Origin of the sequence: Peribacillus folii (assembly GCF_030271255.1) — a bacterium.
GTDB lineage: Bacteria > Bacillota > Bacilli > Bacillales > DSM-1321 > Peribacillus.
The window spans coordinates 146,336-170,717 of the sequence record NZ_JASJOM010000010.1 but is presented as its reverse complement, the minus strand read 5'-3'; the positions used below and the strand labels follow the sequence as shown (position 1 = coordinate 170,717).

22 protein-coding genes and 1 riboswitch are annotated in these 24,382 nt (G+C 45.0%); of the genes, 21 read left to right on the top strand and 1 reads right to left on the bottom strand.

What is annotated here, in order from left to right:
- Positions 1-189 precede the first annotated feature (189 nt).
- From QNI08_RS17540 to purD, 13 genes are all read left to right on the top strand, one after another.
- Entirely contained in the window at positions 190-390 is a 201-nt protein-coding gene (locus QNI08_RS17540; RefSeq protein WP_285768686.1) for an NETI motif-containing protein, read from the top strand.
- A 74-nt stretch (positions 391-464) separates the two neighbouring features.
- Positions 465-566: riboswitch (purine riboswitch) on the top strand.
- Between the two features lie 174 nt (positions 567-740).
- On the top strand, positions 741-1,229 hold the full coding sequence (gene purE, locus QNI08_RS17535) for a 5-(carboxyamino)imidazole ribonucleotide mutase (RefSeq protein WP_285768685.1): 489 nt from the start codon (positions 741-743) through the stop codon (positions 1,227-1,229).
- Positions 1,213-2,373: a 5-(carboxyamino)imidazole ribonucleotide synthase gene (purK, locus tag QNI08_RS17530; RefSeq protein ID WP_285768684.1), complete on the top strand. Its 1,161-nt coding sequence runs from the start codon at positions 1,213-1,215 to the stop codon at positions 2,371-2,373. The genes purE and purK overlap by 17 nt, the downstream gene beginning before the upstream one ends.
- Positions 2,370-3,662 (top strand): adenylosuccinate lyase, encoded by a 1,293-nt coding sequence (purB, locus tag QNI08_RS17525; RefSeq protein WP_285768683.1) that lies wholly within the window; start codon positions 2,370-2,372, stop codon positions 3,660-3,662. The genes purK and purB overlap by 4 nt, the downstream gene beginning before the upstream one ends.
- A gap of 102 nt (positions 3,663-3,764) precedes the next feature.
- Entirely contained in the window at positions 3,765-4,484 is a 720-nt protein-coding gene (purC, locus tag QNI08_RS17520) for a phosphoribosylaminoimidazolesuccinocarboxamide synthase (RefSeq protein WP_285768682.1), read from the top strand.
- The gene (gene purS / locus QNI08_RS17515; protein WP_285768681.1) at positions 4,477-4,731 is read left to right on the top strand and encodes a phosphoribosylformylglycinamidine synthase subunit PurS; all 255 of its coding nucleotides are present in this window, start codon (positions 4,477-4,479) and stop codon (positions 4,729-4,731) included. Before purC ends, purS begins: the two co-directional genes overlap by 8 nt.
- Positions 4,728-5,414 (top strand): phosphoribosylformylglycinamidine synthase subunit PurQ, encoded by a 687-nt coding sequence (gene purQ / locus QNI08_RS17510; RefSeq protein WP_285768680.1) that lies wholly within the window; start codon positions 4,728-4,730, stop codon positions 5,412-5,414. The genes purS and purQ overlap by 4 nt, the downstream gene beginning before the upstream one ends.
- On the top strand, positions 5,398-7,620 hold the full coding sequence (purL, locus tag QNI08_RS17505; RefSeq protein WP_285768679.1) for a phosphoribosylformylglycinamidine synthase subunit PurL: 2,223 nt from the start codon (positions 5,398-5,400) through the stop codon (positions 7,618-7,620). The genes purQ and purL overlap by 17 nt, the downstream gene beginning before the upstream one ends.
- A complete protein-coding gene (purF, locus tag QNI08_RS17500; protein WP_285768678.1) occupies positions 7,605-9,020 on the top strand; it encodes an amidophosphoribosyltransferase in 1,416 nt (471 codons plus the stop codon). Before purL ends, purF begins: the two co-directional genes overlap by 16 nt.
- 42 nt (positions 9,021-9,062) lie before the next feature.
- Entirely contained in the window at positions 9,063-10,088 is a 1,026-nt protein-coding gene (gene purM / locus QNI08_RS17495) for a phosphoribosylformylglycinamidine cyclo-ligase (protein WP_285768677.1), read from the top strand.
- Complete coding sequence (gene purN / locus QNI08_RS17490) at positions 10,088-10,663, top strand: phosphoribosylglycinamide formyltransferase (RefSeq protein ID WP_285768676.1); 576 nt, start codon at positions 10,088-10,090, stop codon at positions 10,661-10,663. The genes purM and purN overlap by 1 nt, the downstream gene beginning before the upstream one ends.
- A gap of 18 nt (positions 10,664-10,681) precedes the next feature.
- Positions 10,682-12,217: a bifunctional phosphoribosylaminoimidazolecarboxamide formyltransferase/IMP cyclohydrolase gene (gene purH / locus QNI08_RS17485; RefSeq protein ID WP_285768675.1), complete on the top strand. Its 1,536-nt coding sequence runs from the start codon at positions 10,682-10,684 to the stop codon at positions 12,215-12,217.
- A 21-nt stretch (positions 12,218-12,238) separates the two neighbouring features.
- Positions 12,239-13,510, top strand: a complete 1,272-nt coding sequence (gene purD / locus QNI08_RS17480) for a phosphoribosylamine--glycine ligase (protein ID WP_285768674.1) — start codon at positions 12,239-12,241, stop codon at positions 13,508-13,510.
- Positions 13,511-13,565: 55 nt separating this feature from the next.
- Here purD and QNI08_RS17475 read toward each other — a convergent pair whose 3' ends face one another.
- Complete coding sequence (locus tag QNI08_RS17475) at positions 13,566-13,832, bottom strand: YgaP-like transmembrane domain (RefSeq protein ID WP_285768673.1); 267 nt, start codon at positions 13,830-13,832, stop codon at positions 13,566-13,568.
- Between the two features lie 147 nt (positions 13,833-13,979).
- On the opposite strand from QNI08_RS17475, the gene QNI08_RS17470 reads away from it, so the two are divergent.
- From QNI08_RS17470 to gatC, 8 genes are all read left to right on the top strand, one after another.
- Positions 13,980-15,725 (top strand): adenine deaminase C-terminal domain-containing protein, encoded by a 1,746-nt coding sequence (locus QNI08_RS17470; RefSeq protein ID WP_285768672.1) that lies wholly within the window; start codon positions 13,980-13,982, stop codon positions 15,723-15,725.
- A 43-nt stretch (positions 15,726-15,768) separates the two neighbouring features.
- Positions 15,769-16,806, top strand: coding sequence for a DUF3048 domain-containing protein (locus QNI08_RS17465; protein WP_285768671.1), 1,038 nt, complete (start codon positions 15,769-15,771; stop codon positions 16,804-16,806).
- Positions 16,807-16,832: 26 nt separating this feature from the next.
- A complete protein-coding gene (locus QNI08_RS17460) occupies positions 16,833-17,147 on the top strand; it encodes a YerC/YecD family TrpR-related protein (RefSeq protein ID WP_285768670.1) in 315 nt (104 codons plus the stop codon).
- A gap of 202 nt (positions 17,148-17,349) precedes the next feature.
- Positions 17,350-18,033 (top strand): heptaprenylglyceryl phosphate synthase, encoded by a 684-nt coding sequence (gene pcrB, locus QNI08_RS17455; RefSeq protein WP_285768669.1) that lies wholly within the window; start codon positions 17,350-17,352, stop codon positions 18,031-18,033.
- A gap of 61 nt (positions 18,034-18,094) precedes the next feature.
- Positions 18,095-20,344, top strand: a complete 2,250-nt coding sequence (gene pcrA / locus QNI08_RS17450; protein WP_285768668.1) for a DNA helicase PcrA — start codon at positions 18,095-18,097, stop codon at positions 20,342-20,344.
- A gap of 103 nt (positions 20,345-20,447) precedes the next feature.
- Positions 20,448-22,454, top strand: a complete 2,007-nt coding sequence (gene ligA, locus QNI08_RS17445; RefSeq protein ID WP_285768667.1) for an NAD-dependent DNA ligase LigA — start codon at positions 20,448-20,450, stop codon at positions 22,452-22,454.
- Positions 22,455-22,465: 11 nt separating this feature from the next.
- Positions 22,466-23,635: a CamS family sex pheromone protein gene (locus QNI08_RS17440; protein ID WP_285768666.1), complete on the top strand. Its 1,170-nt coding sequence runs from the start codon at positions 22,466-22,468 to the stop codon at positions 23,633-23,635.
- Between the two features lie 444 nt (positions 23,636-24,079).
- Positions 24,080-24,370, top strand: coding sequence for an Asp-tRNA(Asn)/Glu-tRNA(Gln) amidotransferase subunit GatC (gatC, locus tag QNI08_RS17435; RefSeq protein ID WP_034306082.1), 291 nt, complete (start codon positions 24,080-24,082; stop codon positions 24,368-24,370).
- The last annotated feature ends 12 nt before the right edge of the window (positions 24,371-24,382 follow it).

Here is a 24,382-nt window from a genome sequence, read left to right as displayed (position 1 = left end):
TCGGCTGATCTTTTTTTGCATACAAGTAAAGAGCGGCATTTCAGACAAAAAGAGTGTGTAAACGGCCGCCAAACGAATAACCAGTTTTAATTCCTTGCCTTTGTGTGTTCACTTCTATATACTAGGAAGCATTTCAATGATCGGAAAGGCAAACGGTAAGGTAAATAGAAAAAGAAAGGAAACAATAGTGTGGGTAAAAAGAGTAAGGTGAAATTTGAAGTTAATGAAGGTGAGACGATTGATGCTTGCCTGGATCGAATAAAGGCAGCAGGGTACTTTCCCGTAAGAAGGACGGAAGAACCGATTTTTGCCGAGAGAATGGAAAATGGAAAAGTTCATTACGATCCAATTGACCGAAAAATTGTATTCGAAGCAAAATTAATCGAGTAAAACACGAACGATCATTTATTTTTATGTTAAAATATTCGATTTTAACTTGACATTAAAATAGCCGGACGGTAAGATGAAGGTACATTAATACATCTCATATAATCATGGGGATATGGCCCAAAAGTTTCTACCTGATGACCGTAAATCATCGGACTATGAGAGAAGCATCTGACTAATTCGGAATTTAGCCAAGTCTTTTTGCGTTTTTTTTCAAAGGCTTTCTTTTCCGGACGGATCGCTTCCTCGATGAGGAAGCAATCCGTCCGGTTTTTTAATTTATAGGTGATAGATAGCAAAAAGCGTCCTTCTGCATATTCGGACGCGACAATTTGAGTGTTGGAGGGAAAAGTATGAAACCGCAGGTTGGGGTTATTATGGGAAGTGTCTCGGATTGGGAAACGATGAAGTACGCGTGTGAATCATTGGAACAGCTAGAAATTCCCTATGAAAAAAGAGTCGTTTCCGCCCACAGGACACCAGATTTATTATTTGAGTATGCAGAGAGTGCAAAAGATAGAGACATTAAGGTGATCATTGCGGGGGCAGGCGGGGCAGCGCACCTTCCAGGAATGACAGCCGCCAAAACGATTGTTCCTGTGATTGGCGTACCGATACAATCAAAGGCATTGAACGGGATGGATTCGTTATTATCAATCGTGCAAATGCCTGGTGGCATACCGGTTGCGACGGTGGCAATCGGAAAAGCCGGCGCAGTCAATGCCGGATTGTTCGCAGCTCAAATGCTAGCGGCTTTCGATCCTGAAATTGCAGGGAGATTGGAAGCTTTAAGAGACGAAACCAGGGAAAAGGTGTTAAGAAGCAGTGAACAACTTAAATAATACAACCATTTTACCGGGACAGACCATTGGGATAATCGGCGGGGGACAATTAGGAAGGATGATGGCCCTCTCGGCCAAGGCATCGGGTTTTAGGATAGCAGTCTTAGAGCCAACTGCAGAAGGTCCATGCGCGCAAGTGGCGGATGTTGAAATCATAGGTGCCTATGACGATATAGATGCATTGAAAAGGTTGGCGGAAGTCAGTGACGTCATAACTTATGAGTTTGAGAATATCAGTTCGGAAGCGTTGGATTGGTTAAAGCAGCATGCATATCTTCCGCAGGGCTCCGAATTATTGAAGCTGACACAGGATCGCCTTACTGAAAAAAAGGCCATTTCTGACGCAGGGGCATCGGTTGCTCCTTATCAGGAAATACAGGATATCTCGGAAATTTACCTTCATATAGAAAAAATAGGGTACCCTAGTGTGTTAAAAACGACCCGGGGCGGTTATGATGGAAAAGGGCAGTTGGTCATCAAGGAAGAAGACGATATAAAAAAGGCTGATTCCCTGCTCAAAACAGGTGTATGTGTGCTGGAAGCCTGGATTCCTTTCATAAAAGAAATCTCCATTATCGTGACGCGTAAAGCAAATGGTGAGGCAACTCATTTTCCGATAGCGGAAAACATTCATATTGATAACATTCTTCATAAAAGCATAGTTCCAGCCCGCATCAGTCAGCAAGCTGAAACGAAAGCTATCAATGAGGCATTGCAGCTTGCCGAAAACCTTGAGTTGATTGGGACATTGGCTGTTGAAATGTTTTTAACCGATCAGGATGAGATCATCATTAATGAATTGGCACCAAGACCTCATAACTCGGGACATTATACGATGGAAGCATGCGAAACTTCACAGTTCGAACAGCATATAAGGGCTGTCTGCAATTGGGAGCTTGGAAATACGGCATTATTGAAGCCGGTGGTAATGGTCAACATCCTAGGCGAGCATCTCGGGCCTTTAATGGATGAAATCCCTGAGCTTTCAGATTGGAAAATTCATCTTTATGGAAAGAAGGAAGCCATGCTTAAGCGTAAAATGGGGCATGTGAATATTTTACGTTCAACGGTTGAGGAAGCTCTTTTGGAAAGTGATCGAAGCAAAATTTGGAAACAACAGGTTGAAACGGAGGAAGTAAAATGATTGAACGTTATACCCGCCCAGAGATGGGAAGTATTTGGACAGAAACGAACCGCTTTAATGCGTGGCTGGAAGTCGAGATTTTAGCTTGTGAAGCGTGGTCTGAGCTTGGCGTCATTCCGAAGGAAGACGTGAAGCTGCTTCGTGAAAATGCTACATTCGATGTGGAGCGCATCAATGAAATCGAAAAGGATACACGCCATGATGTTGTTGCCTTTACACGTGCGGTATCCGAAACGCTGGGTGAAGAGCGGAAGTGGGTTCATTACGGACTGACTTCGACGGATGTAGTCGACACGGCGCTTTCTTATGTGATTAAGCAAGCGAATGAGATCCTTTCAAAGGATTTGAATAATTTCGTCGAGATCCTGAAAAATAAAGCTAAAGAACATAAATACACGATTCAAATGGGACGTACACACGGAGTTCATGCAGAACCGACGACTTTCGGCTTGAAGCTGGCACTATGGTATCAAGAAATGAAGCGCAATGTCGAACGCTTCGATGAGGCGAGAAAGAACATCGAGGTTGGGAAGATCTCCGGGGCTGTGGGAACTTATGCGAACATCGACCCGTTTGTCGAACAATACGTTTGCGAAAAGCTTGGACTTGAAGCAGCGCCCATTTCGACGCAAACATTGCAGCGCGATCGCCATGCCCATTATATGAGTACATTGGCGCTGATTGCGACATCGATTGAAAAGTTCGCAGTCGAAATCCGCGGCTTGCAAAAAAGTGAAACACGTGAAGTGGAAGAGTTCTTTGCAAAAGGACAAAAAGGATCGTCGGCAATGCCTCATAAACGGAATCCGATTGGTTCTGAAAATATGACGGGAATGGCCCGTGTCATCCGCGGTTATATGATGACAGCTTATGAGAATGTGGCGTTATGGCATGAACGTGACATTTCGCATTCTTCAGCTGAGCGCATCATCTTGCCGGATGCAACGATCGCTTTAAACTATATGCTGAACCGGTTCAGCAATATCGTTAAAAACCTAACCGTTTATCCGGAAAACATGAAACGCAACATGGACCGTACTCTAGGCTTGATCTTCTCGCAACGTGTGTTGCTTTCGCTTATCGATAAAGGGCTTGTTCGTGAAGAAGCATATGATACAGTCCAACCGAAAGCGATGGAAGCGTGGGAGCAGCAGGTTCCGTTCAGAAGCCTGATTGAAAAGGATGATAAAATCACAAGCTTGCTTACGAAAGAGGAGCTTGATGATTGCTTCGATCCTACACATCACTTGAAAAATGTTGATGTGATCTTTGATCGTTTAGGTTTATAAAATGGCAGGCGGCAAACAGGGACGCTTAGTCTTTCCCCTGTTTGCCAAGCCTGTTCAATGGCAGGAAAATTCATAATATTCACAATGCGGGGGGCTTGACGGATGGAAAAACGAGAATTGCTGTATGAAGGGAAAGCGAAGCAGATTTATGCAACGGACAACAGTGAAATAGTATGGGTGGAATATAAGGATTCGGCAACGGCGTTCAATGGTGAGAAGAAATCGGAAATTGCCGGCAAAGGCAGGCTGAACAATCAAATTACCAGTTTACTATTTTCAAAGCTTGCCCAGGAAAATATTCCGTCCCATTTTATTGAAATGCTTTCTGACAGCGAGCAGCTAGTCAAAAAAGTCTCCATCATTCCCCTTGAAGTCGTCGTCAGGAATACGGCTGCGGGCAGTTTTTCCAAAAGAACGGGCATGAAGGAAGGCCAGCCCCTCAAGAAAGCACTGACTGAGTTTTACTATAAAGATGACGAGCTCGGAGATCCTCTGTTAACGGAAGACCATATTGAAGAATTGGAACTGGCCAGCAAGGAAGATATATTGGTTTTAAAAGAAAAGGCACAGGAAATCAATACCATCCTAACCTCATTTTTCAAAGAGCTGAATATCAGATTGATAGATTTTAAATTGGAATTCGGAAAAACACCGAATGGTGACATTCTGCTGGCTGACGAAATCTCGCCGGATACTTGCCGCTTATGGGACGCTACAACGAATGAAAAATTAGACAAAGATGTATTCCGTCGTGATTTAGGCAGTTTAACAGATGCTTACGAAAAAATTCTAGCAAAATTGGAGGGCATTCAACATGCATAAGGTTAAAGTATATATCACACTTAGGGAAAGTGTACTGGATCCACAGGGAGCAGCAGTCCAACAATCACTTCATAGCCTGACTTATAACGAAGTGAGTGATGTTCGGGTGGGGAAATACATTGAACTTACCATTGAGGATACCGATCGTGATTTAGATCAGCTTGTAAAAGAAATGTGTGAAAAACTTTTGGCCAATACGGTAATCGAGTCTTACCGTTATGATGTTGAGGAGGTTATCACCCGATGAAATTTGCTGTCATCGTTTTCCCTGGCTCCAATTGTGATGTTGATATGTACCATGCGATAAAGGATGCCCTTGGGGAGGAAGTGGAGTATGTATGGCATTCCACAGAGAACCTAGATCAGTATGACGGGATTCTTCTTCCCGGAGGATTCTCCTATGGAGACTATTTACGCTCTGGAGCGATTGCCCGTTTTTCCAATGTCATGGCCGAAGTCGTAAAAGCGGCTCAAGCAGGGAAGCCTGTTCTAGGTGTTTGCAATGGTTTTCAGATTTTACTTGAAGCAGGCCTTTTACCAGGAGCGATGCGTCGAAATGAAGGCTTGAAATTCATTTGCCGCAATGTAGGACTGAAGGTTGAAAACAATCAATCGATGTTTACATCAGGCTATGAATTGCATGAAACGGTTACGATTCCGGTTGCACATGGTGAAGGGAATTACTACTGTGATGCTGAAACATTGGCTGAATTGAAACGAGATAACCGCATCTTGTTCACCTATGATGGTGAAAATCCAAACGGAAGCTTGGAACAAATAGCGGGAATTACAAATGAACAAGGAAATGTCCTCGGAATGATGCCTCATCCCGAACGTGCTGTTGACTCACTGCTTGGCAGTAAAGACGGCTTAAAGATTTTTCAATCCATCGTAAAAAACTGGAGGGAATCACATGTTATTACAGCTTGAACCAAGTCCGGATAAAATTAAATCGGAGCGATTGTACGCAAGTATGGGGCTTTCCGATGAAGAATTTGCCATGGTGGAGAAAATCTTAGGCAGACTGCCGAATTATACGGAAACAGGATTGTTTTCCGTTATGTGGTCGGAGCATTGTTCCTACAAAAACTCAAAACCCATCTTAAGGAAATTCCCGATTACGGGAGAGAAAGTGCTGCAAGGTCCTGGTGAAGGTGCGGGTATCGTTGATATCGGTGATGACCAGGCCGTCGTTTTCAAAATTGAAAGTCATAACCACCCATCAGCCATCGAACCTTACCAAGGCGCCGCCACTGGTGTCGGCGGAATCATCCGTGACGTATTCTCCATGGGGGCACGTCCGATTGCGATGCTGAATTCACTTCGCTTTGGCGAACTTGATAATGATCGCGTGAAATACTTATTCAAAGAAGTCGTTGCCGGGATTGCCGGTTACGGGAATTGCATCGGGATACCGACTGTTGGCGGTGAGATCCAATTCGACCCATCTTATGAAGGAAATCCGTTAGTCAATGCCATGTGCGTCGGCTTGATCGATCATAAGGATATAAAAAAAGGCCAGGCGCACGGAGTGGGAAACACCGTCATGTATGTGGGGGCAAAAACTGGCCGAGACGGCATCCATGGTGCCACATTTGCATCAGAAGAACTGTCAGAGTCATCCGAAGAGAAACGCCCAGCCGTTCAAGTGGGAGACCCTTTCATGGAGAAGCTGCTTCTGGAGGCATGCCTTGAATTGATTCAAAACGATGCCCTTGTCGGCATTCAGGATATGGGCGCTGCAGGGCTTACCAGCTCATCTGCCGAGATGGCAAGTAAAGCGGGTTCCGGCATTAAAATGAACCTGGACTTGGTGCCGCAGCGTGAAACAGGGATGACAGCCTATGAAATGATGCTTTCCGAATCACAAGAGCGGATGCTCATCGTAGTCACGAAAGGCCGTGAACAGGAAATCGTCGATTTGTTCACGAAGTATGATTTAGAAGCAGTTGCAGTTGGTGAAGTGACGGACGATAAAAAACTGATCTTAACGCATCAAGGTGAAATCGTTGCGGAGGTTCCGGTTGACGCCTTGGCGGAAGAAGCTCCGATCTACCATAAGCCATCCGCGGAACCGCAATATTTCCGTGACTTCCAAAGCATGAAGGCTGAAGTGCCGATCATTGAAGATTATAAAGAAACACTATTAGCACTATTGAAGCAACCGACCATTTCAAGCAAGGAATGGGTTTACGATCAATATGATTACATGGTCCGTACGAATACGGTGGTTTCACCTGGTTCCGATGCAGCTGTAGTACGTGTCAGGGGAACGAATAAGGCCCTTGCGATGACGACGGATTGCAACTCCCGCTATATTTATCTTGATCCTGAAACAGGCGGGAAAATCGCGGTCGCTGAAGCAGCCCGCAATATCATTTGCTCAGGTGCGGAGCCATTGGCAATAACGGATTGCCTGAATTTTGGCAACCCGGAAAAACCTGAAATCTTTTGGCAGCTGGAAAAAGCGGCTGATGGCATGAGTGAGGCTTGCAGGAGTTTAAGCACGCCAGTCATTGGCGGAAATGTTTCGCTTTACAATGAAACGAATGGCGAAGCGGTTTATCCGACACCTGTGGTAGGAATGGTCGGCCTTGTTAATGAACTTGAGCATATCACTACACAAACGTTTAAGACTGAATCCGACCTGATTTACGTTATCGGTGAAGCAAAAGTGGAGTTTGGCGGCAGTGAATTGCAAAAAATGCTTGAAGGGAAGATCTTTGGACGGGCACCGGAACTTGATTTGACCGTTGAACAAAAACGTCAGCAGCAAATCCTCGCAGCGATCCAAACCGGCCTTGTTGCATCAGCACATGATCTTTCGGAAGGCGGTCTGGCAGTCGCATTAGCTGAATCTTTATTCGGTTCAGGCAAGCTTGGGGCGAAAGTGAATATTTCCAGTGAAGCGGTATCCGAACTATTCAGTGAAACGCAATCACGCTTCTTGCTTTCCATCAAACCTGAAAACAAAGAGGCTTTCGAAGCGCTTGTGGAAGATGCGGTATGCATAGGCTCCGTAACGGAGGATCGGAAGCTGGTCGTAACATCAGGCAATGATGGTCCTGTATTGGAAGCGGACGTTAATGAATTGCAAACAGCTTGGAAGGGAGCTATACCATGCTTGCTGAAATAAGGAGCCTTAACGAAGAATGCGGGGTAGTCGGAGTCTGGGGGCACCCTGATGCAGCGCAGCTTGCTTATTATGGATTGCATAGCCTGCAGCATCGCGGTCAGGAGGGAGCGGGCATCGTCGTCACGGATGGCGAGCAGATGTCCATCTCTAAAGGTGAAGGTCTCGTCACGGAGATCTTCACGGCTGAAAAAATGCACTCACTTTCCGGCAGCGGAAAAGCGGCAATCGGCCATGTTCGTTATACAACGGCAGGCGGCGGCGGGTATCAAAACGTTCAGCCTTTCTTGTTCAACTCGCATACAGGCGGCCTGGCCCTTGCCCATAATGGGAATATCGTCAATGCAAACCAGTTAAAAGCACAGCTTGAGGCACAGGGAAGCATCTTTCAAACGACATCGGATACGGAAGTGCTGGCACATCTGATCAAAAGGTCCGGCTACTCGGATGTCAGGGATTCCGTTAAAAACAGTTTAAGCATGCTGAAGGGTGCGTATGCTTTCGTCATCATGACGGAAAACCAAATGATCATGGCGAGAGATCCGCATGGTTTCCGGCCGCTTTCCTTAGGGAAAGTGGGCGATGCCTATTTTGCTGCATCCGAAACCTGCGCCCTTGATATCGTAGGTGCAGAATTCATCCGAGATATTGAGCCCGGCGAACTTGTTGTCATCACTGATGAGGGTATCACATCCGAGTACTTTTCACTTTCCAGTCAACAGGCGATGTGTACGATGGAGTATGTCTATTTTTCACGTCCGGATAGCAATATTGATGGAATCAATGTTCATACGGCACGTAAAAACCTCGGCAAGCAAATGGCACTGGAAGCCAGAATTGAAGCGGATGTCGTAACGGGTGTACCCGATTCCAGCATATCGGCAGCGATTGGCTATGCCGAAGCCGCGGGCATTCCTTATGAAATGGGCTTAATCAAAAACCGCTATGTGGGCAGGACCTTCATTCAACCTTCGCAGAGTCTGCGTGAACAAGGCGTGAAGATGAAGCTTTCTCCCGTAAGAGGGGTCGTGGAAGGCAAGCGGGTGATCATGGTCGATGATTCCATTGTCCGGGGGACTACAAGCAGAAGGATCGTCGGCATGCTAAAAGATGCAGGTGCGAAGGAAGTCCATGTAGTCATCAGTTCGCCGCCGATCAAGAATCCTTGTTTTTACGGAATAGATACATCCAAAAAAGAAGAATTGATAGCGAACTCTAAATCGGTGGAGGAAATTAGAGAAATCATTGGTGCGGATTCCTTAACCTTCTTAAGTGTCGAAGGCATGGTCGAAGCGATTGGCCGTCCTTTTGCAGGAGAAACGCGTGGTTCATGCCTAGCTTGTTTCACCGGGAATTATCCGACTGAAATTTTTGAATACGAACGGGAAAAAACGAAATGCTGATCATGTCGGACATGCAGATTGATTTTCGGAGGGGGATTCCAAATGGCTAATGCCTATAAACAGGCCGGTGTGGATATTGAGGCTGGTTATGAAGCGGTAAATCGAATGAAAAAACATGTAAAACGCACATTCCGTCCAGAAGTGATGAATGGACTGGGCGGCTTCGGGGGCATGTTTGATTTGTCTTCCTTGAACCTTAAAGAACCGGTGCTCATTTCAGGAACGGATGGAGTGGGTACGAAACTTTTGTTGGCGTTCATGATGGATAAACACGATACAATCGGAGTGGATTGTGTAGCGATGTGCGTCAACGATGTTGTCGTTCAAGGCGCTGCACCTTTGTACTTTTTAGATTATATAGCCTGCGGCAAAGCCGATCCGGTACGAATCGAAATGATTGTCAAAGGGATTGCGGATGGCTGTGAACAAGCGGGATGCGCATTAATAGGCGGTGAAACGGCAGAAATGCCGGGGATGTATGAGACCGAAGAATATGATGTCGCAGGTTTCACCGTCGGTGCAGTCGAAAAATCACGTTTGATAACGGGCGAATCGATTCAAGCGGGCGATGTCGTTATTGGACTGGCTTCAAGCGGCATCCACAGCAATGGTTATTCGCTTGTTCGTAAAATCCTTCTTGAAGATGCGGGAATGGATCTGCATGATTTCGTGCCACAGCTAGATTGCAAGTTGGGCGAGGAGCTGCTGAAACCGACCAAGATTTATGTGAAGTCCATTTTATCGACATTGGAAAAGTTTGAAATCAAGGGTCTTGCCCATATTACAGGCGGCGGGTTCATCGAAAATATCCCAAGGATTCTACCAGATGGATGCGGTGCGGAGATTGAGCTTGGAAGCTGGGAAATACCAACTATATTTTCCTTGCTTGAAAAAAAAGGAAGCCTTGTGGAAGAGGAAATGTTCAATATATTCAATATGGGGATCGGAATGACGGCGATCGTGAGAAAAGAAGAAGCAGATGATGTGCTGGCCTACCTGCAAGCTTGTGGTGAAGAAGCATCGATTATCGGGACGATTGTGTCAGGAAATGGAGTGTCGTTCAAATAATGAAGCGTCTGGCTGTCTTTGCATCAGGTAACGGTAGTAACTTTCAATCAATTGCAAATGCGATAAAGGACGGAAAGGTGAAGGCGGAAATCTGTCTGGTCGTTTGTGATCGAAAAGACGCTTATGTACTGGAGAGGGCAAGGCTTGAAAATGTACAATCCTTCTCCTTTTCAGCGAAGGATTACTCTAACAAGGCTGAGTTTGAAGCGGAAATCCTGACTGAACTTCAGCAACGTGATGTGGATATGATCATTCTGGCCGGATATATGCGCTTGATAGGTCCGACATTATTACAAGAGTATCCACAAAGCATCGTGAATATCCATCCTTCGCTCCTGCCTGATTTTCCAGGCAAGGATGCTGTTGGCCAAGCATATGAGGCTGGAGTGAAGGAAACTGGTGTCACAATACATTATGTCGATGAAGGAATGGACACTGGACCGATCATTATCCAAAAAACGGTGCCGATCCTTGCTGGAGATACGATTGACAATCTTCAAAAACGGATTCAGGAAACGGAGCATGATCTATATCCGTCCGTTTTGCAGCAGCTTTGTAAACAGCAACTTACTTAATGGAGGGACCAACTTAACATGAAAAAACGTGCTTTAATCAGTGTATCGGATAAAACGGGCATCATCGAATTTGCGCAAGGTTTAATTGAGGCAGGATTTGAAATCATTTCAACAGGAGGTACGAAAAATACGCTTCAGGATAATGGTGTTGACGTGATTGGAATCAGTGAGGTCACTGGCTTTCCGGAAATCCTGGATGGGCGTGTGAAAACACTTCATCCGAATGTGCATGGGGCGGTGTTGGCAAAACATGATGACAAGGCTCATGCGGCGCAGCTTGCAGAGCATGATATTGAGCCAATTCAATTAGTCTGTGTAAACCTTTATCCATTCCAGGCGACAATCTCCAAGCCAGAAGTCACTGTGGAAGATGCGATTGAAAACATTGATATCGGCGGACCGACGATGCTGCGTTCTTCTGCCAAAAACCACGAATATGTGACCGTTATCGTCGATTCCAATGACTACCCTGCTGTATTGGCCGAGCTGAAGCAAGACGGCAGCGTATCAAAAACCACGAATCGCCGTCTGGCAGCCAAGGTCTTCCGTCATACAGCCGCATATGACGCTGTCATTTCGGAATATATGACAGAGCTTGCCGACGAAGAAAATCCTGAATCATTGACTGTTACCTATGAATTGAAACAGTCGCTTCGTTACGGGGAAAATCCTCATCAAAAAGCTGCATTCTATAAAAAACCGCTTGGTTCCGTTTTTTCGATTGCAAATGCGAAGCAATTACACGGAAAAGAACTTTCATATAACAACATTAATGATGCCGATGCGGCGCTGCAAATCGTCAGGGAATTCAATGAGCCGGCTGCCGTTGCCGTCAAGCATATGAATCCTTGCGGCGTAGGTGTAGGGAATACGATTTTGGAGGCTTATGAAAAGGCTTATGAAGCGGATGCCACTTCCATTTTCGGCGGCATCATTGCCCTGAACCGTGAAGTCGATCAGGCGACTGCGGAGAGGCTTCATGAAATATTTCTAGAAATCATCATTGCTCCTGGGTTTACGGACGAGGCAGCGGCCATCCTGACGAGCAAGAAAAATCTTCGTTTACTAACGATTGAATTCGATAAGGCCAACAAAACGGAACGTAAATTAACTTCCATAGAAGGAGGCTTACTCATTCAAGACCGCGATGCACATAGCTTGAAGGATGCAGAAGTGACGGTTGCAACGAAGCGTGAGCCTACACCAGCAGAGTGGAAGGCTTTGGAGCTTGGCTGGAAGATCGTGAAGCATGTAAAGTCGAATGCAATCGTCGTCTGTAATGACCAAATGACTTTAGGGGTCGGCGCAGGGCAAATGAACCGTGTCGGAGCCGCGAAAATTGCACTGGAGCAAGCTGGTGAAAGGGCCGCAGGAAGTGCATTGGCATCGGATGCTTTCTTCCCGATGGACGATACGGTCGAAGCTGCAGCGAAGGCGGGCGTTACGGCAATCATTCAGCCGGGTGGCTCCGTAAAAGATCAAGACTCAATCAAAAAAGCTGATGAATATGGAATTGCGATGGTGTTAACTGGAATTCGTCACTTTAAACATTAATCATAAGGATGAGGTGCGATAATGAATGTACTAGTGATTGGCCGGGGCGGCAGGGAACACGCTATAGCCCGTAAACTATTCGAAAGCGATCGGGTCGGGACGGTTTTTGCTGCACCTGGGAATCCAGGCATGATGGATGTGGCGACACTTGTTCCGATTTGTGAAAGCGATCATGGGGAGTTAATCGCTTTTGCCAAGGCAAATGACATTTCATTGACTGTGGTCGGGCCAGAAACGCCATTGCTGAACGGAATCGTTGATGATTTTACGGAAGCGGGCTTGAAGGCATTCGGCCCTAATGGCCGCGCTGCTGTCATTGAAGGAAGCAAATCCTTTGCTAAGGATTTGATGAAGAATTACAGCATTCCAACAGCGGAATATGAAACATTCACCGACTATGATTGTGCAAAGGCATATATCGAAAAAATCGGGGTGCCGATCGTAATCAAGGCGGATGGACTCGCTGCTGGCAAGGGCGTAGTTGTCGCAATGTCGATGGAAGAGGCGTTGGCCGCCATCCATGATATGCTGGTCGGGGCTAAGTTTGGAGAAGCTTCTGCCAAGGTCGTCATTGAAGAATTCCTTGATGGCGAGGAATTCTCGCTGATGGCATTCGTTAATGGGGAAAAAGTGTATCCTATGGTCATCGCGCAAGATCACAAGCGGGCTTTCGATGGAGATCAGGGACCTAATACGGGCGGAATGGGCGCTTACTCACCCGTGCCACAAATTACGGATGAAATGGTTCGTTCAGCCGTGGAAACGATTCTTCAGCCAACAGTACAAGCATTGATTTCCGAAAATCGCAGTTTTACAGGCATATTATATGCAGGGCTGATCGCGACTGAAAAGGGAACGAAAGTCATAGAGTTCAATGCCCGTTTTGGCGATCCGGAGACGCAAGTGGTTTTACCGCGACTGAAGACGGACTTCCTTGATACGCTTGAAGCAGTTCTTTCAGGTGCGGATTTGCAGCTTGAGTGGCATGAAGAAGCCGTTCTTGGAGTCGTCGTGGCAGCAGATGGGTATCCTGGCGATTATAAAAAAGATTCAGTCATCAAAGGGTTGGAGAAGATTGATTGCCATGCCCATATATATCACGCCGGGACAGCTCTCAACAGCGAGGGTGAATTCGTCTCAAATGGTGGCCGTGTTCTGTTGATTGCTGCAAAAGGGAAAGATTTGGCTTCAGCCCAGTCTAAGGTATATAAAGAGTTAGGTCATGTGGAAAAATCCGGGGTGTTTTGGCGTACCGATATCGGTTATCGTGCAATCCAATACAATTTTTCATGAAAAATGGAAGAAGCTGACTCTCATCGGAGTCAGCTTCTTCTATAGGAGAAAAAAATTAGTTGCTCTCTGATGGATGCGTGACCTTTTCCTGAATGCGTTCCTTCTTCATCGTAGCTTGCCCATTCTCCATAGCATCGACGATGGGACAATAGCGGAGGATCCCTTCGCCTATTTTCATGGCAGAAAGCATGACTACGACGAGATAGGATTGCTTTTTCCACGGTTTTTTCACCATCTTTGCCGCTGCCCATGTAAGGAGGGTTAAGCCGCAGGTAATTCGCATTAATGCATTTATTATACTGATATTTTGTTTAAACTTCATGATTATGTCCATCCCTTCACAAAAATTTAACAATATTCCGGATTACATTACTGTCCTAATGATGCAAGTATGTTACTATGAAATAAAATTGGATTGAAAATGGTTTTTTTTATACATTTGTTTCTAAAAAATTATGGGGGAATGTTTATGCTTGAACAGCGCTATAGATGGAAAAATAAACATCTTAGAGAACATATAGATGTGCTGGATGGCAATAGGGCCCCACACATCCTGCTTAAAAATGCGACTTATTTAAATCAAGCTTTACGAAAATGGGTGAAGGCGAACATATGGATATATGAGGATCGCATCATCTATGTTGGCGAAAAGCTTCCAGATAATATGAACCATTGTGAATTGGTCGATTGCACAAACCAGTATTTGGTCCCGGGATATATTGAGCCGCACTCACATCCTTCTCAATTGTATAATCCCCTTTCCTTTTCACGTTATGCATCCCATTTTGGGACAACGACATTAATCAATGATAACTTGCCGTTTCTCTTGCAGTTAGATAAAAAGAAAGCGTTTTCTCTTTTGAAAGAATTGCGTAACATTCCTGTTACAATGTATTGGTGGAGCCGTTTTGACGGTCAGACCGAACTGATCGATGAAGACACGGTATTCTCCCATGGAGCGGTCAAATCCTGGCTGGAGCATGATGCCGTTTTACAGGGAGGGGAATTGACAGGATGGCCGAAGCTTCTTGACGGTGATGACATGATGCTGCATTGGATTCAGGAAGCGAAGCGAATGAGAAAGAAAATCGAAGGCCACTTTCCAGGGGCATCCGAGAAGACGCTGGCAAAAATGACCCTTTTCGGTGCAGACTGTGACCATGAAGCGATGACGGGAGAAGAAGTCATGTCCCGTCTGCTGCAAGGCTATTATGTATCGCTAAGGCATTCATCGATCCGTCCGGATCTGCCTAAGCTGATTTCAGAAATCCATGAACTGGGAATTGATCAATACGACAAATTCTTCTATACGACGGATGGATCGCCGCCGTCTTTTTATGAGGGTGGTTTCATAGACTGCTTGATCAAAATAGCGATAGAGCATGGCGTACCTGTCATTGATGCCTATAATATGGCAACCATCAATATCGCCCGATATTATAATATTGAATACCTTCATGGGAATATTGCTACGGGAAGGGTAGCGAACATCAACTTCCTCACCGATATTAATGAACCTGCTCCGGTTTCCGTAATGGCGAAGGGGAAGTGGGTGAAAAGGGATGGTGAGATCATCCCTGATGAACAGGAAATCGAATGGAGTGATTTCGATTTTAAGCCTCTTGATCTTGATTGGGATCTTAGTTTAAAGGAAGATTTTGAGTTTTCGATGCCGTTCGGGATCGAACTGGTCAATAATGTAATTACGAAGCCATACTCCCTTTCCAATGATGTTGGGCATGAAGAGCTGAACTTTGATGATGACGAATGTTTTTTCATGCTTATTGATCGGGAAGGGAAATGGCGGATAAATACGATCCTGAAAGGCTTTGCCAATAAACTTTGCGGCTTTGCAGGATCTTATACGAATACAGGAGACATCATCCTGATTGGCAAGCGCAAGCAGGATATGCATTTGGCATTCAGGCGCTTGAAGGAAATTGGCGGCGGCATCATTTTAACCGAGCATGGCAAGGTGATCCATGAACTTCCTCTAAAATTGCAAGGAATCATGTCGGCCAAGGAGGTACCTGAACTGATCAAGGAAGAGAATGAGCTGAAAAGATTGCTGTGCGAGAGGGGATATCGCTTCGACGACCCAGTGTACACACTTTCATTCTTTTCGACGACCCATCTCCCTTATATAAGGCTGACTCAACGGGGAGTGTATGATGTTATGAATAAAACTATACTCTTTCCTACTATAATGCGTTAAAATATAAGAGAAGAAAGTGCTAATAAATCAGAGGAGTGGAGAGATGAATCTTAAGAGAGTTCTTTTCATCGTTTTGGCTATTTTACTGCTGGCAGGCTGTTCGGCTAAAGAAGAACCTGCATTGGATGACAGTAAGACGAAAGACCAGGCTGATAAAAAAAACACAGATGTGAAAGATGAACCTCGCAATAAGTTTCCACTTACTGGTGAATTCACCGATGAAAGCATCGAGCAAAGGGCTGTAGCCGTGATGATTAATAACCATCCACAGGCAAGGCCGCAATCCGGCCTCTCTGAAGCCGATATAGTATACGAAATGCTCGCAGAGGGTGATATAACCAGATTTTTAGCTATCTTCCAAAGTGAAGAGCCCAGCCAGATCGGTCCGATTCGTAGTGCAAGGGACTACTATATCGAAATGGCTAAAGGCCTCGATTGCCTCTACGTATGCCATGGGAATAGCCCCGAGGCGAAAACCATGCTCGGCAAAGGGTATATTGATAACTTGAACGGATTATATTATGATGGAACTTTGTTTCAACGCTCGGACGATCGAAAAGCACCGCATAATTCCTACATCTCTTTTGCTAACATCCTAAAAGGTGCGAAGGAAAAGGGATATGAAATGGAGGGCGCACCAGAGCCATTCACTTTCCTTTCAAAGGAAGAAGCAGCTGGACTTCAAGGAGAACCGGCACTCAAAGCCGAAATATCCTATGGTTTAAAAGAGTACGATGTTGAATATGAATACGATGCCACGGATAAGAAATATAAACGTTATTCGAATGGTGAACAAACAGTCGAATATAAATCGCAAAATCCAATTTTACTCGATAATATATTGATCATTGAAGCCGATCATCAAGTGATTGACGAAAAGGGACGTCGCAAAATCGATTTGAAAAGCGGCGGAAAAGGTTATTTACTTCAACAAGGAAAAGTGAATGAGGTAAAATGGGTCAATGAGGATGGGCGGATCATACCAGTCAAAAACGATGAGGAAGCAGGGTTGATCCCGGGGAAAACTTGGATCAATATCATTCCGGATCAACCTGGTTTAGGAAAAGATGTCTCATTCTGATACCCGTGAAATTGAGGGGGAGTACCATGCAAATTGATAAATTAAGAGGTAAAGAAACGGATCAGCTGTTCAAGTCGATCCTTTCCTTGCGTGATTTGGACGAATGCTATCGATTTTTTGATGATTTATGTACAGTGAATGAAATTTCATCTTTAGCGCAGCGTCTAGAAGTGGCGAGGATGCTTGAAGAAGGTAAAACCTACCACAAGATTGAAACGGAAACGGGCGCAAGCACAGCAACGATTTCAAGGGTCAAACGCTGTTTGAATTACGGGAATGACGCATATACAATGGCTCTTAACCGTATTAAGGAAAACGTTGAGGAAACGACTGAAACTTAATGCTATCTATTTTAATATGGTGAATTAGAAAAAGCCGAGGAACCCATTCCCGGCTTTTTCTTTTCGGTTTAGTGCATCACAGCGTTTCCCTTCCTTAAAATTGCCAATTTTTTTTGGTAAAGATTTTATCGATACTTCTCATTTTTAATGAAAAATCTTAATGCTATAATGGTGTAATGGGAAGTGTGAATGGAGGATAATAATGTACGATTTTCGCGAGTGGAAACATGTTTTCAAGCTCGATCCAAATAAAGAAATAAGTGATGAGGCGTTGGAAAAAGTCTGTGAATCCGGTACTGACGCAATCATGGTCGGAGGAACGGATGGAATCACGCTTGAGAATGTTCTTCATCTAATGGCACGGATCAGACGGTATACCGTCCCATGCGTGATGGAGATTTCTTCTGTTGAAACAGTGACGCCGGGCTTCGATTTATATTTCATTCCGAGCGTCCTCAATAGCTCCAACCCCGACTGGATGATGAAGCTGCATCAGCAGGCAGTTAAAGAATACGGATATTTGTTGAATTGGGATGAGATTTTCGTTGAAGGCTATTGCATCCTGAATCCTGAGTGTAAAGCGGCGCAATTGACGAAAGCCAATACAGACCTGGATATGGATGATGTGGGAGCTTACGCAATGATGGCCGAGAAGATGTTCAACTTGCCGATTTTTTATTTGGAATACAGCGGTGCTTATGGAAATGTCCAGATGGTGGAAGCGGCCAAAGAGAACCTGGAGAATACTGTCTTATTTTATGGCGGCGGTATAAAGTCGGTTGAACAGGCACAAGAGATGGCGCAGTTTGCCGATGTCATCGTTGTCGGCAACGTGATTTATGATGATCTGAAGGTGGCACTAGCCACAGTTGCAGCAGTGAAATGAAAAAACGAAATAAATGTAGTATACTAAAACGAAAACGAATGTTCGTATAGGTGGTGTGATAATGCAATATTTAGCGGAAAAATTACTAACAGGCTTGAATGAACAGCAACAAAAAGCAGTAAAAGCGACAGATGGCCCACTATTGATCATGGCTGGAGCTGGCAGTGGAAAGACGCGTGTGCTGACTCACCGAATAGCTTACTTGATGGTCGAAAAGGAGATAGCACCTTGGAATATCCTGGCCATCACGTTCACCAATAAAGCGGCACGTGAGATGAAGGAGAGGATTCGCGCCATTCTTGGGGGAGCCTCCGAGGATATCTGGATTTCCACCTTCCACTCGATGTGTGTCCGCATTTTGCGTAGGGATATCGATCGAATCGGATTCAATAGGAATTTTTCGATATTGGATACGACCGACCAGCAATCAGTGATCAAGCAGATCATGAAGGAACGAAATATGGATACGAAGAAATATGATTACCGTGCCATCTTGGGCAGCATCAGTTCAGCGAAAAATGAATTGGTTGGTCCGGAAGAATATATGAAAACCGCATCGGATTTCTTCACTAAAGTAACGGCCGAGGTATATACGGAGTATCAAAAACGGCTGCGGAAAAATTCAGCACTCGATTTCGATGACCTGATCATGATGACGATTCAACTTTTCCAGCTTGTTCCGGAAGTGCTTGAGTATTATCAGCGCAAGTTCCAATATATTCATGTCGATGAGTATCAAGATACGAACAGGGCACAATATATGCTTGTTAAACTACTGGCTTCACGCTTCCGTAACCTCTGTGTTGTCGGGGACTCAGATCAATCAATCTATCGTTGGCGCGGTGCGGATATCGCGAATATCCTTTCCTTTGAAAAGGATTATCCCAATGCCAACATGATTTTCCTCGAACAGAATTACCGCTCGACGAAAAAGATTTTGGAAGCGGCGAATAAGGTCATTGATAATAATCAAAATCGGAAGCCAAAAAATCTTTGGACAGAGAATGCCGACGGCAATAAGCTATTTTATTACCGCGCGGATAATGAACAAGCAGAAGCGCAGTTCGTAGCCGGGAAGATTAATGAGCTGGTTCAGGATGGCAGCAGAAAATATGCCGATATAGCGATCCTATATAGGACAAACGCACAATCACGTGTAATGGAGGAAGTACTGCTTAAATCCAACATAAACTATTCGATCGTCGGAGGCACCAAGTTCTATGACCGTAAAGAGATTAAGGACCTGCTTGCCTATCTGCGTCTTATAGCCAATCCTGATGATGACATCAGCCTCCGCCGTGTGATTAATGTGCCAAAACGCGGTATTGGTGCAACTTCAATGGACAAAGTCGCGGATTATGCCAATCAATATGATGTTTCGATTTATAAAGCTCTTGAATCCGTTGAAATGGTCGGGATAAGCGGAAAGGCCACCAAGGCGGCAAGGGAATTCCATACGTTAATTACGAATTATACCAATCAGCAAGAGTACTTATCGGTGACGGAATTGGTGGAAGAAGTGATAAAGAAAACCGGTTACCGAGAGATGCTTCAGGCGGAAAAGACGATCGAATCACAAAGCCGGCTTGAAAATATCGACGAGTTTTTATCCGTTACGCAAGCATTTGAAAGCAATAGTGACGACAAGTCATTGGTAGGCTTTTTAACGGATCTGGCATTAGTGGCCGATATTGACCAGCTCGATGAGAATGCGGAAGAGGCTACGAATACGGTAACGTTGATGACGCTGCATTCAGCAAAGGGATTGGAATATCCGGTAGTCTTCTTACTGGGACTAGAGGAGGGAGTTTTCCCTCATAGCCGCTCGCTCATGGATGAAGAAGAGATGGAGGAAGAACGCCGTCTTGCTTATGTAGGAATTACGCGGGCTGAGAATGAGCTATTCATAAGCAATGCCCAAATGCGTACATTATATGGGCGTACGAGCATGAATCCCGTTTCACGTTTCATCGGTGAAATTCCTGCTGAGCTTATTGAAGATTTGAAACCGAAGCCGGCTTCAAGGGCAAGGCAAACACCTTTCAGTTCTTCAGCAAGAACCAGCACTTCGCCAGCAGCATCGACAAGAAAAGCACCTGCATTCGGAAGGGCTGTTTCTGCACCATCTGCAACAGGCGGTGAAGAGATCGGCTGGGCTGTCGGTGACCGCGCATCGCATAAGAAGTGGGGCGTAGGAACCGTCGTGAGCGTTAAAGGGGAAGGCGAAGGAAAGGAACTGGATATTGCATTTCCAAGTCCAATTGGCATCAAGCGCCTATTGGCCAAATTTGCACCAGTTGAAAAAGCGTAAACTAATATTATCCGTATACTGGTAAAGAATAAGAATATCTGACTATAGACACCGCTCTTCCAAATGGAAGTGCGGTGAGTCTTCTTTAGAAAGGATTGAATGTATGGACTTAAAAGCTGCAGAGAAGAAAGTGATAGAACTGCAAACGTTATTGAACCAATACAGCTACGAATATTACGTGATGGATCAGCCATCAGTGCCTGACGCCGAATATGACCGATTGCTCCGTGATCTTATCGAGTATGAGGAGCAATTTCCAGAACTGCAAACCCCAGACTCACCAACACAGCGGGTCGGCGGAGCGATTTTGGATATGTTTGAAAAAGTGGAGCACAAGACACCGATGCTTAGCTTGGGAAATGCTTTCGATGAAAGTGATTTACGCGATTTCGATAGGAAGGTCCGCCAAGCTGTAGGAGACAATTTTTCATATGTGTGTGAATTGAAAATAGATGGACTTGCCGTCACTTTGCAGTATGAGAATGGATTTTTCGTAAGAGGGGCAACCCGGGGAGATGGAACGATCGGTGAGGATATCACCGCAAATCTGAAAACGATCAAGTCAATTCCATTGAAACTGCGGGAGCCCATCTCCATTGAGGTGCGCGGTGAGGCATTCATGCCAAAAAAATCATTCGAATCTCTGAATATGGTCAAGGAAGAACGTGGTGAAGAACCGTTTGCGAATCCTCGGAATGCGGCTGCTGGGTCATTAAGGCAGCTTGACCCAAAACTTGCTGCAAAACGGAACCTCGATATTTTCCTTTACGCGATTGCGGATTTGGGCGAAACGGGCGTTACCAGCCAAAGTGAGGGCATGGATTTATTGGATCGCCTCGGGTTCAAGACGAATCGGGAAAGAAAAACATGCTCCAATATAGAGGAAGTGCTAGCCTATATAGTAAAATGGACGGAGCAACGGCCAAACTTAGCCTATGATATTGATGGGATTGTCGTAAAAGTAGATTCCCTTGAACAACAGGATGAATTAGGTTACACTGCCAAAAGCCCGAGATGGGCGATCGCCTATAAATTCCCGGCTGAAGAGGTCATCACGACACTAAGGGATATCGAACTGAATGTGGGCCGTACGGGTGTCTTGACGCCGACTGCCATTCTGGATCCTGTTCGGGTGGCGGGCACGACTGTGCAGCGGGCATCGCTGCATAACGAAGATTTGATCCGAGAAAAGGACATCAGGATCGGAGACCAAGTGGTCGTTAAAAAAGCCGGTGACATCATCCCAGAGGTGGTCAATGTTCTGGCAGAGCGCCGGACTGGGGATGAAATGGAGTTCCAGATGCCGACCGAATGCCCGGAATGCAGCAGTGAACTTGTCCGTCTGGATGGGGAGGTTGCCTTACGCTGCATCAATCCAAAGTGTCCTGCACAAATACGGGAAGGCCTGATTCACTTTGTATCCCGAACGGCCATGAATATTGACAGTCTAGGTGAGAAAGTGATAAGCCTGCTGTTTAAAGAAGAACTGATACAAGATGTGGCTGATATTTATAAGCTTACATATGATCAATTGATCGCATTGGAACGGATGGGCGATAAGTCGGTCAATAAACTCCTTCAAGCGATCGAGGCTTCAAAATCCAATTCATTGGAAAAATTATTATTCGGGTTAGGGATTCGGCATGTTGGCTCGAAAGCGGCAAAAACACTGGCTCGGGAATTTGGCACGATGGAAGCCTTAAGTAAGGCAAGCCGTGAGGAATTAACGTCCATCAATGAAATTGGCGATAAGATGGCGGACTCGATCGTCGCATATTTTGAGCTGGAGGAAGTCCATGCGCTATTGAATGAGCTGGAAGCGGCGGGCGTGAACCTTGCTTTTAAAGGGGCGAGAGCTGTTCCCGTCGAGGAAATCGATTCATTTTTTGCCGGGAAAACGGTCGTTTTAACTGGTAAATTGCATCAGCTGACACGTAATGAAGCTAAAGAGAAATTAGAAGCGCTTGGAGCCAACGTTGCCGGAAGCGTCAGCAAGAAAACCAATTTGGTCGTGGCTGGAGAAGATGCCGGATCAAAACTGGTTAAAGCAGAAAGCTTAGGCGTCGAGGTTTGGGATGAAGAGAGACTGGTTGAGGAACTAAAAAAATAAGAGGTGTAGTTATGAGGAAACACTCTATTTTGGGGATGGTTCTTATACTGCTTCTTGCTGGCTGTGCGCCTAGTTTTGAAGATAAGCAAGAGGTAGTGCAAGATTCCAAAGACAAAAAAGAAACGGCAATCATTCCGAAGTATAAAATTTCGGAAGAATATTATCAAACAATCCTTCCGTTTGAGCCTTCAAAAGCCCGCGGTTTGGTCGTATCGAATTTAAATACCCGCTATGATATTGAGGAATTCGAAAATGGACTGATGAGGCTGGCCCAAACTCAATTCGATCCGGAGAAATATCTATTTCAAGAAGGGCAAATGCTTAGCAGCTCTACGATTTCCTCTTGGCTGAACAGGAAATTCACCAATAGCCAGCTGAAAGAAAAGGATTTGAAACCCTCGGAAAACCTGGGCTTGAATCCGCTTGATCCCGGTAAAGGGGACATCGATAAGCGGAATGAAGAAAATCCTATTTATCTTGCTCACATACTGGAACATAATTACTTGGTTAAGTCAAAGGACAATTCAGTGAAGCTTGGCGGAGTAGTAATAGGTCTTGCGTTAAATTCCGTGCATTATTACCAAAAGGAAGCCTATGGAGCCACCTATGAACAGAAAATCGATAGTAAGAAGCTTAAGCAAGAAGGTGAAAAAATTGCAGCCGAGGTCTTGAAAAGGCTGCGATCGATGGACAAGCTGAAAAACGTCCCGATTACGATTGCCTTATTCGAGCAAAATGAAAAATCCTCCGTAGTGCCGGGGAATTTCATTTCTTACACTAATATCAACCAGAACTCCAATAGCATTGGAAAATGGAATGACCTGGATGAAGAGTATTTCCTTTTCCCTTCTGCGAGTGCTGAAAAGAAATATCGGGATGACGTCAATACTTTCACGAACTTCAAAGAAGATGTCGAAGAGTATTTCCCTAACTTTAACGGAGTCATTGGCAGGGCGTTTTATATGGACGACCAATTACAGAGCTTGAACATTGATATTCCCATTCAATTTTACGGGAATTCGGAAGCGATCGGCTTTACCCAATATGTGGCTGGACTTGTAATGGAACGGTTCCCTAAATATATCTCCGTACAGGTATCGATTACCTCGGTAAATGGACCTGAAGCCCTCATTGTCCGGGAAGCTAACCAGGACGAACCAACTGTGCATATATATGAGTGACAAAGGATGAAGCTTAACAGCTTCGTCTTTTTTTGAAGGAAGTATCGCTACCAAGTAATTCGGTATGGTTGATTCCCCCTTAAGTGCTCGCTTAACAGGGGCAGAAGTATCGCAATTCAACTTAGTTTAAAAATAATATTTTTACGAAAAGGGCCTTTCTAAAAAAAAAATGAAAATAAGAGCTTCCATACCAGGAAGTGACTTCCTATCAAAAAAGGGGAGGTTTGTCGAACTTAACGGACTTTGTGCCATTTCCCCGGAAATTCCGTCAACTTTCCCATATTTCCCGGAAAATATCCTATTTTGCTTATCAAATATTTGAATTTCGACATGGTATCTCCTGTTGCTTTACTGTGTAATAGTTTGATATGATTTAAACGATGATTTTATGGAGAAAAGCGGCGAATTTCAGTCGATTTGGATATTTTTTCGGAGGTGAAGAGAATGTCACGTATTTCAATGGAACAGGTTAAACACGTTGCCCATTTGGCACGTTTGGCCATTACGGAAGAAGAAGCAAAGCAGTTTCAGCATCAGCTTGACCAAATGATTTCATTTGCGGAGCAGTTGAATGAGCTTGATACAGATCAAGTGAACCCGACTTCTCACGTTTTGGATATGAAAAATGTAATGCGGGAAGATGTTGCAAAGCCCGGATTGCCAGTGGAAGAAGTAGTGAAAAATGCACCGGATAGTAAAGAAGGATATATCCGTGTACCATCCATAATCGAATAAGGAGGGACAATG

Bases quoted from the DNA above. Each gene is read 5' to 3' on its own strand.
- purE (WP_285768685.1), top strand. From the start codon at position 741: ATGAAACCGCAGGTTGGGGTTATTATGGGAAGTGTCTCGGATTGGGAA.
- purB (WP_285768683.1), top strand. From the start codon at position 2,370: ATGATTGAACGTTATACCCGCCCAGAGATGGGAAGTATTTGGACAGAA.
- purC (WP_285768682.1), top strand. From the start codon at position 3,765: ATGGAAAAACGAGAATTGCTGTATGAAGGGAAAGCGAAGCAGATTTAT.
- purS (WP_285768681.1), top strand. From the start codon at position 4,477: ATGCATAAGGTTAAAGTATATATCACACTTAGGGAAAGTGTACTGGAT.
- purQ (WP_285768680.1), top strand. From the start codon at position 4,728: ATGAAATTTGCTGTCATCGTTTTCCCTGGCTCCAATTGTGATGTTGAT.
- purL (WP_285768679.1), top strand. From the start codon at position 5,398: ATGTTATTACAGCTTGAACCAAGTCCGGATAAAATTAAATCGGAGCGA.
- purF (WP_285768678.1), top strand. From the start codon at position 7,605: ATGCTTGCTGAAATAAGGAGCCTTAACGAAGAATGCGGGGTAGTCGGA.
- purM (WP_285768677.1), top strand. From the start codon at position 9,063: ATGGCTAATGCCTATAAACAGGCCGGTGTGGATATTGAGGCTGGTTAT.
- purN (WP_285768676.1), top strand. From the start codon at position 10,088: ATGAAGCGTCTGGCTGTCTTTGCATCAGGTAACGGTAGTAACTTTCAA.
- purH (WP_285768675.1), top strand. From the start codon at position 10,682: ATGAAAAAACGTGCTTTAATCAGTGTATCGGATAAAACGGGCATCATC.
- purD (WP_285768674.1), top strand. From the start codon at position 12,239: ATGAATGTACTAGTGATTGGCCGGGGCGGCAGGGAACACGCTATAGCC.
- QNI08_RS17475 (WP_285768673.1), bottom strand. From the start codon at position 13,832: ATGAAGTTTAAACAAAATATCAGTATAATAAATGCATTAATGCGAATT.
- QNI08_RS17470 (WP_285768672.1), top strand. From the start codon at position 13,980: ATGCTTGAACAGCGCTATAGATGGAAAAATAAACATCTTAGAGAACAT.
- QNI08_RS17465 (WP_285768671.1), top strand. From the start codon at position 15,769: ATGAATCTTAAGAGAGTTCTTTTCATCGTTTTGGCTATTTTACTGCTG.
- QNI08_RS17460 (WP_285768670.1), top strand. From the start codon at position 16,833: ATGCAAATTGATAAATTAAGAGGTAAAGAAACGGATCAGCTGTTCAAG.
- pcrB (WP_285768669.1), top strand. From the start codon at position 17,350: ATGTACGATTTTCGCGAGTGGAAACATGTTTTCAAGCTCGATCCAAAT.
- pcrA (WP_285768668.1), top strand. From the start codon at position 18,095: ATGCAATATTTAGCGGAAAAATTACTAACAGGCTTGAATGAACAGCAA.
- ligA (WP_285768667.1), top strand. From the start codon at position 20,448: ATGGACTTAAAAGCTGCAGAGAAGAAAGTGATAGAACTGCAAACGTTA.
- QNI08_RS17440 (WP_285768666.1), top strand. From the start codon at position 22,466: ATGAGGAAACACTCTATTTTGGGGATGGTTCTTATACTGCTTCTTGCT.
- gatC (WP_034306082.1), top strand. From the start codon at position 24,080: ATGTCACGTATTTCAATGGAACAGGTTAAACACGTTGCCCATTTGGCA.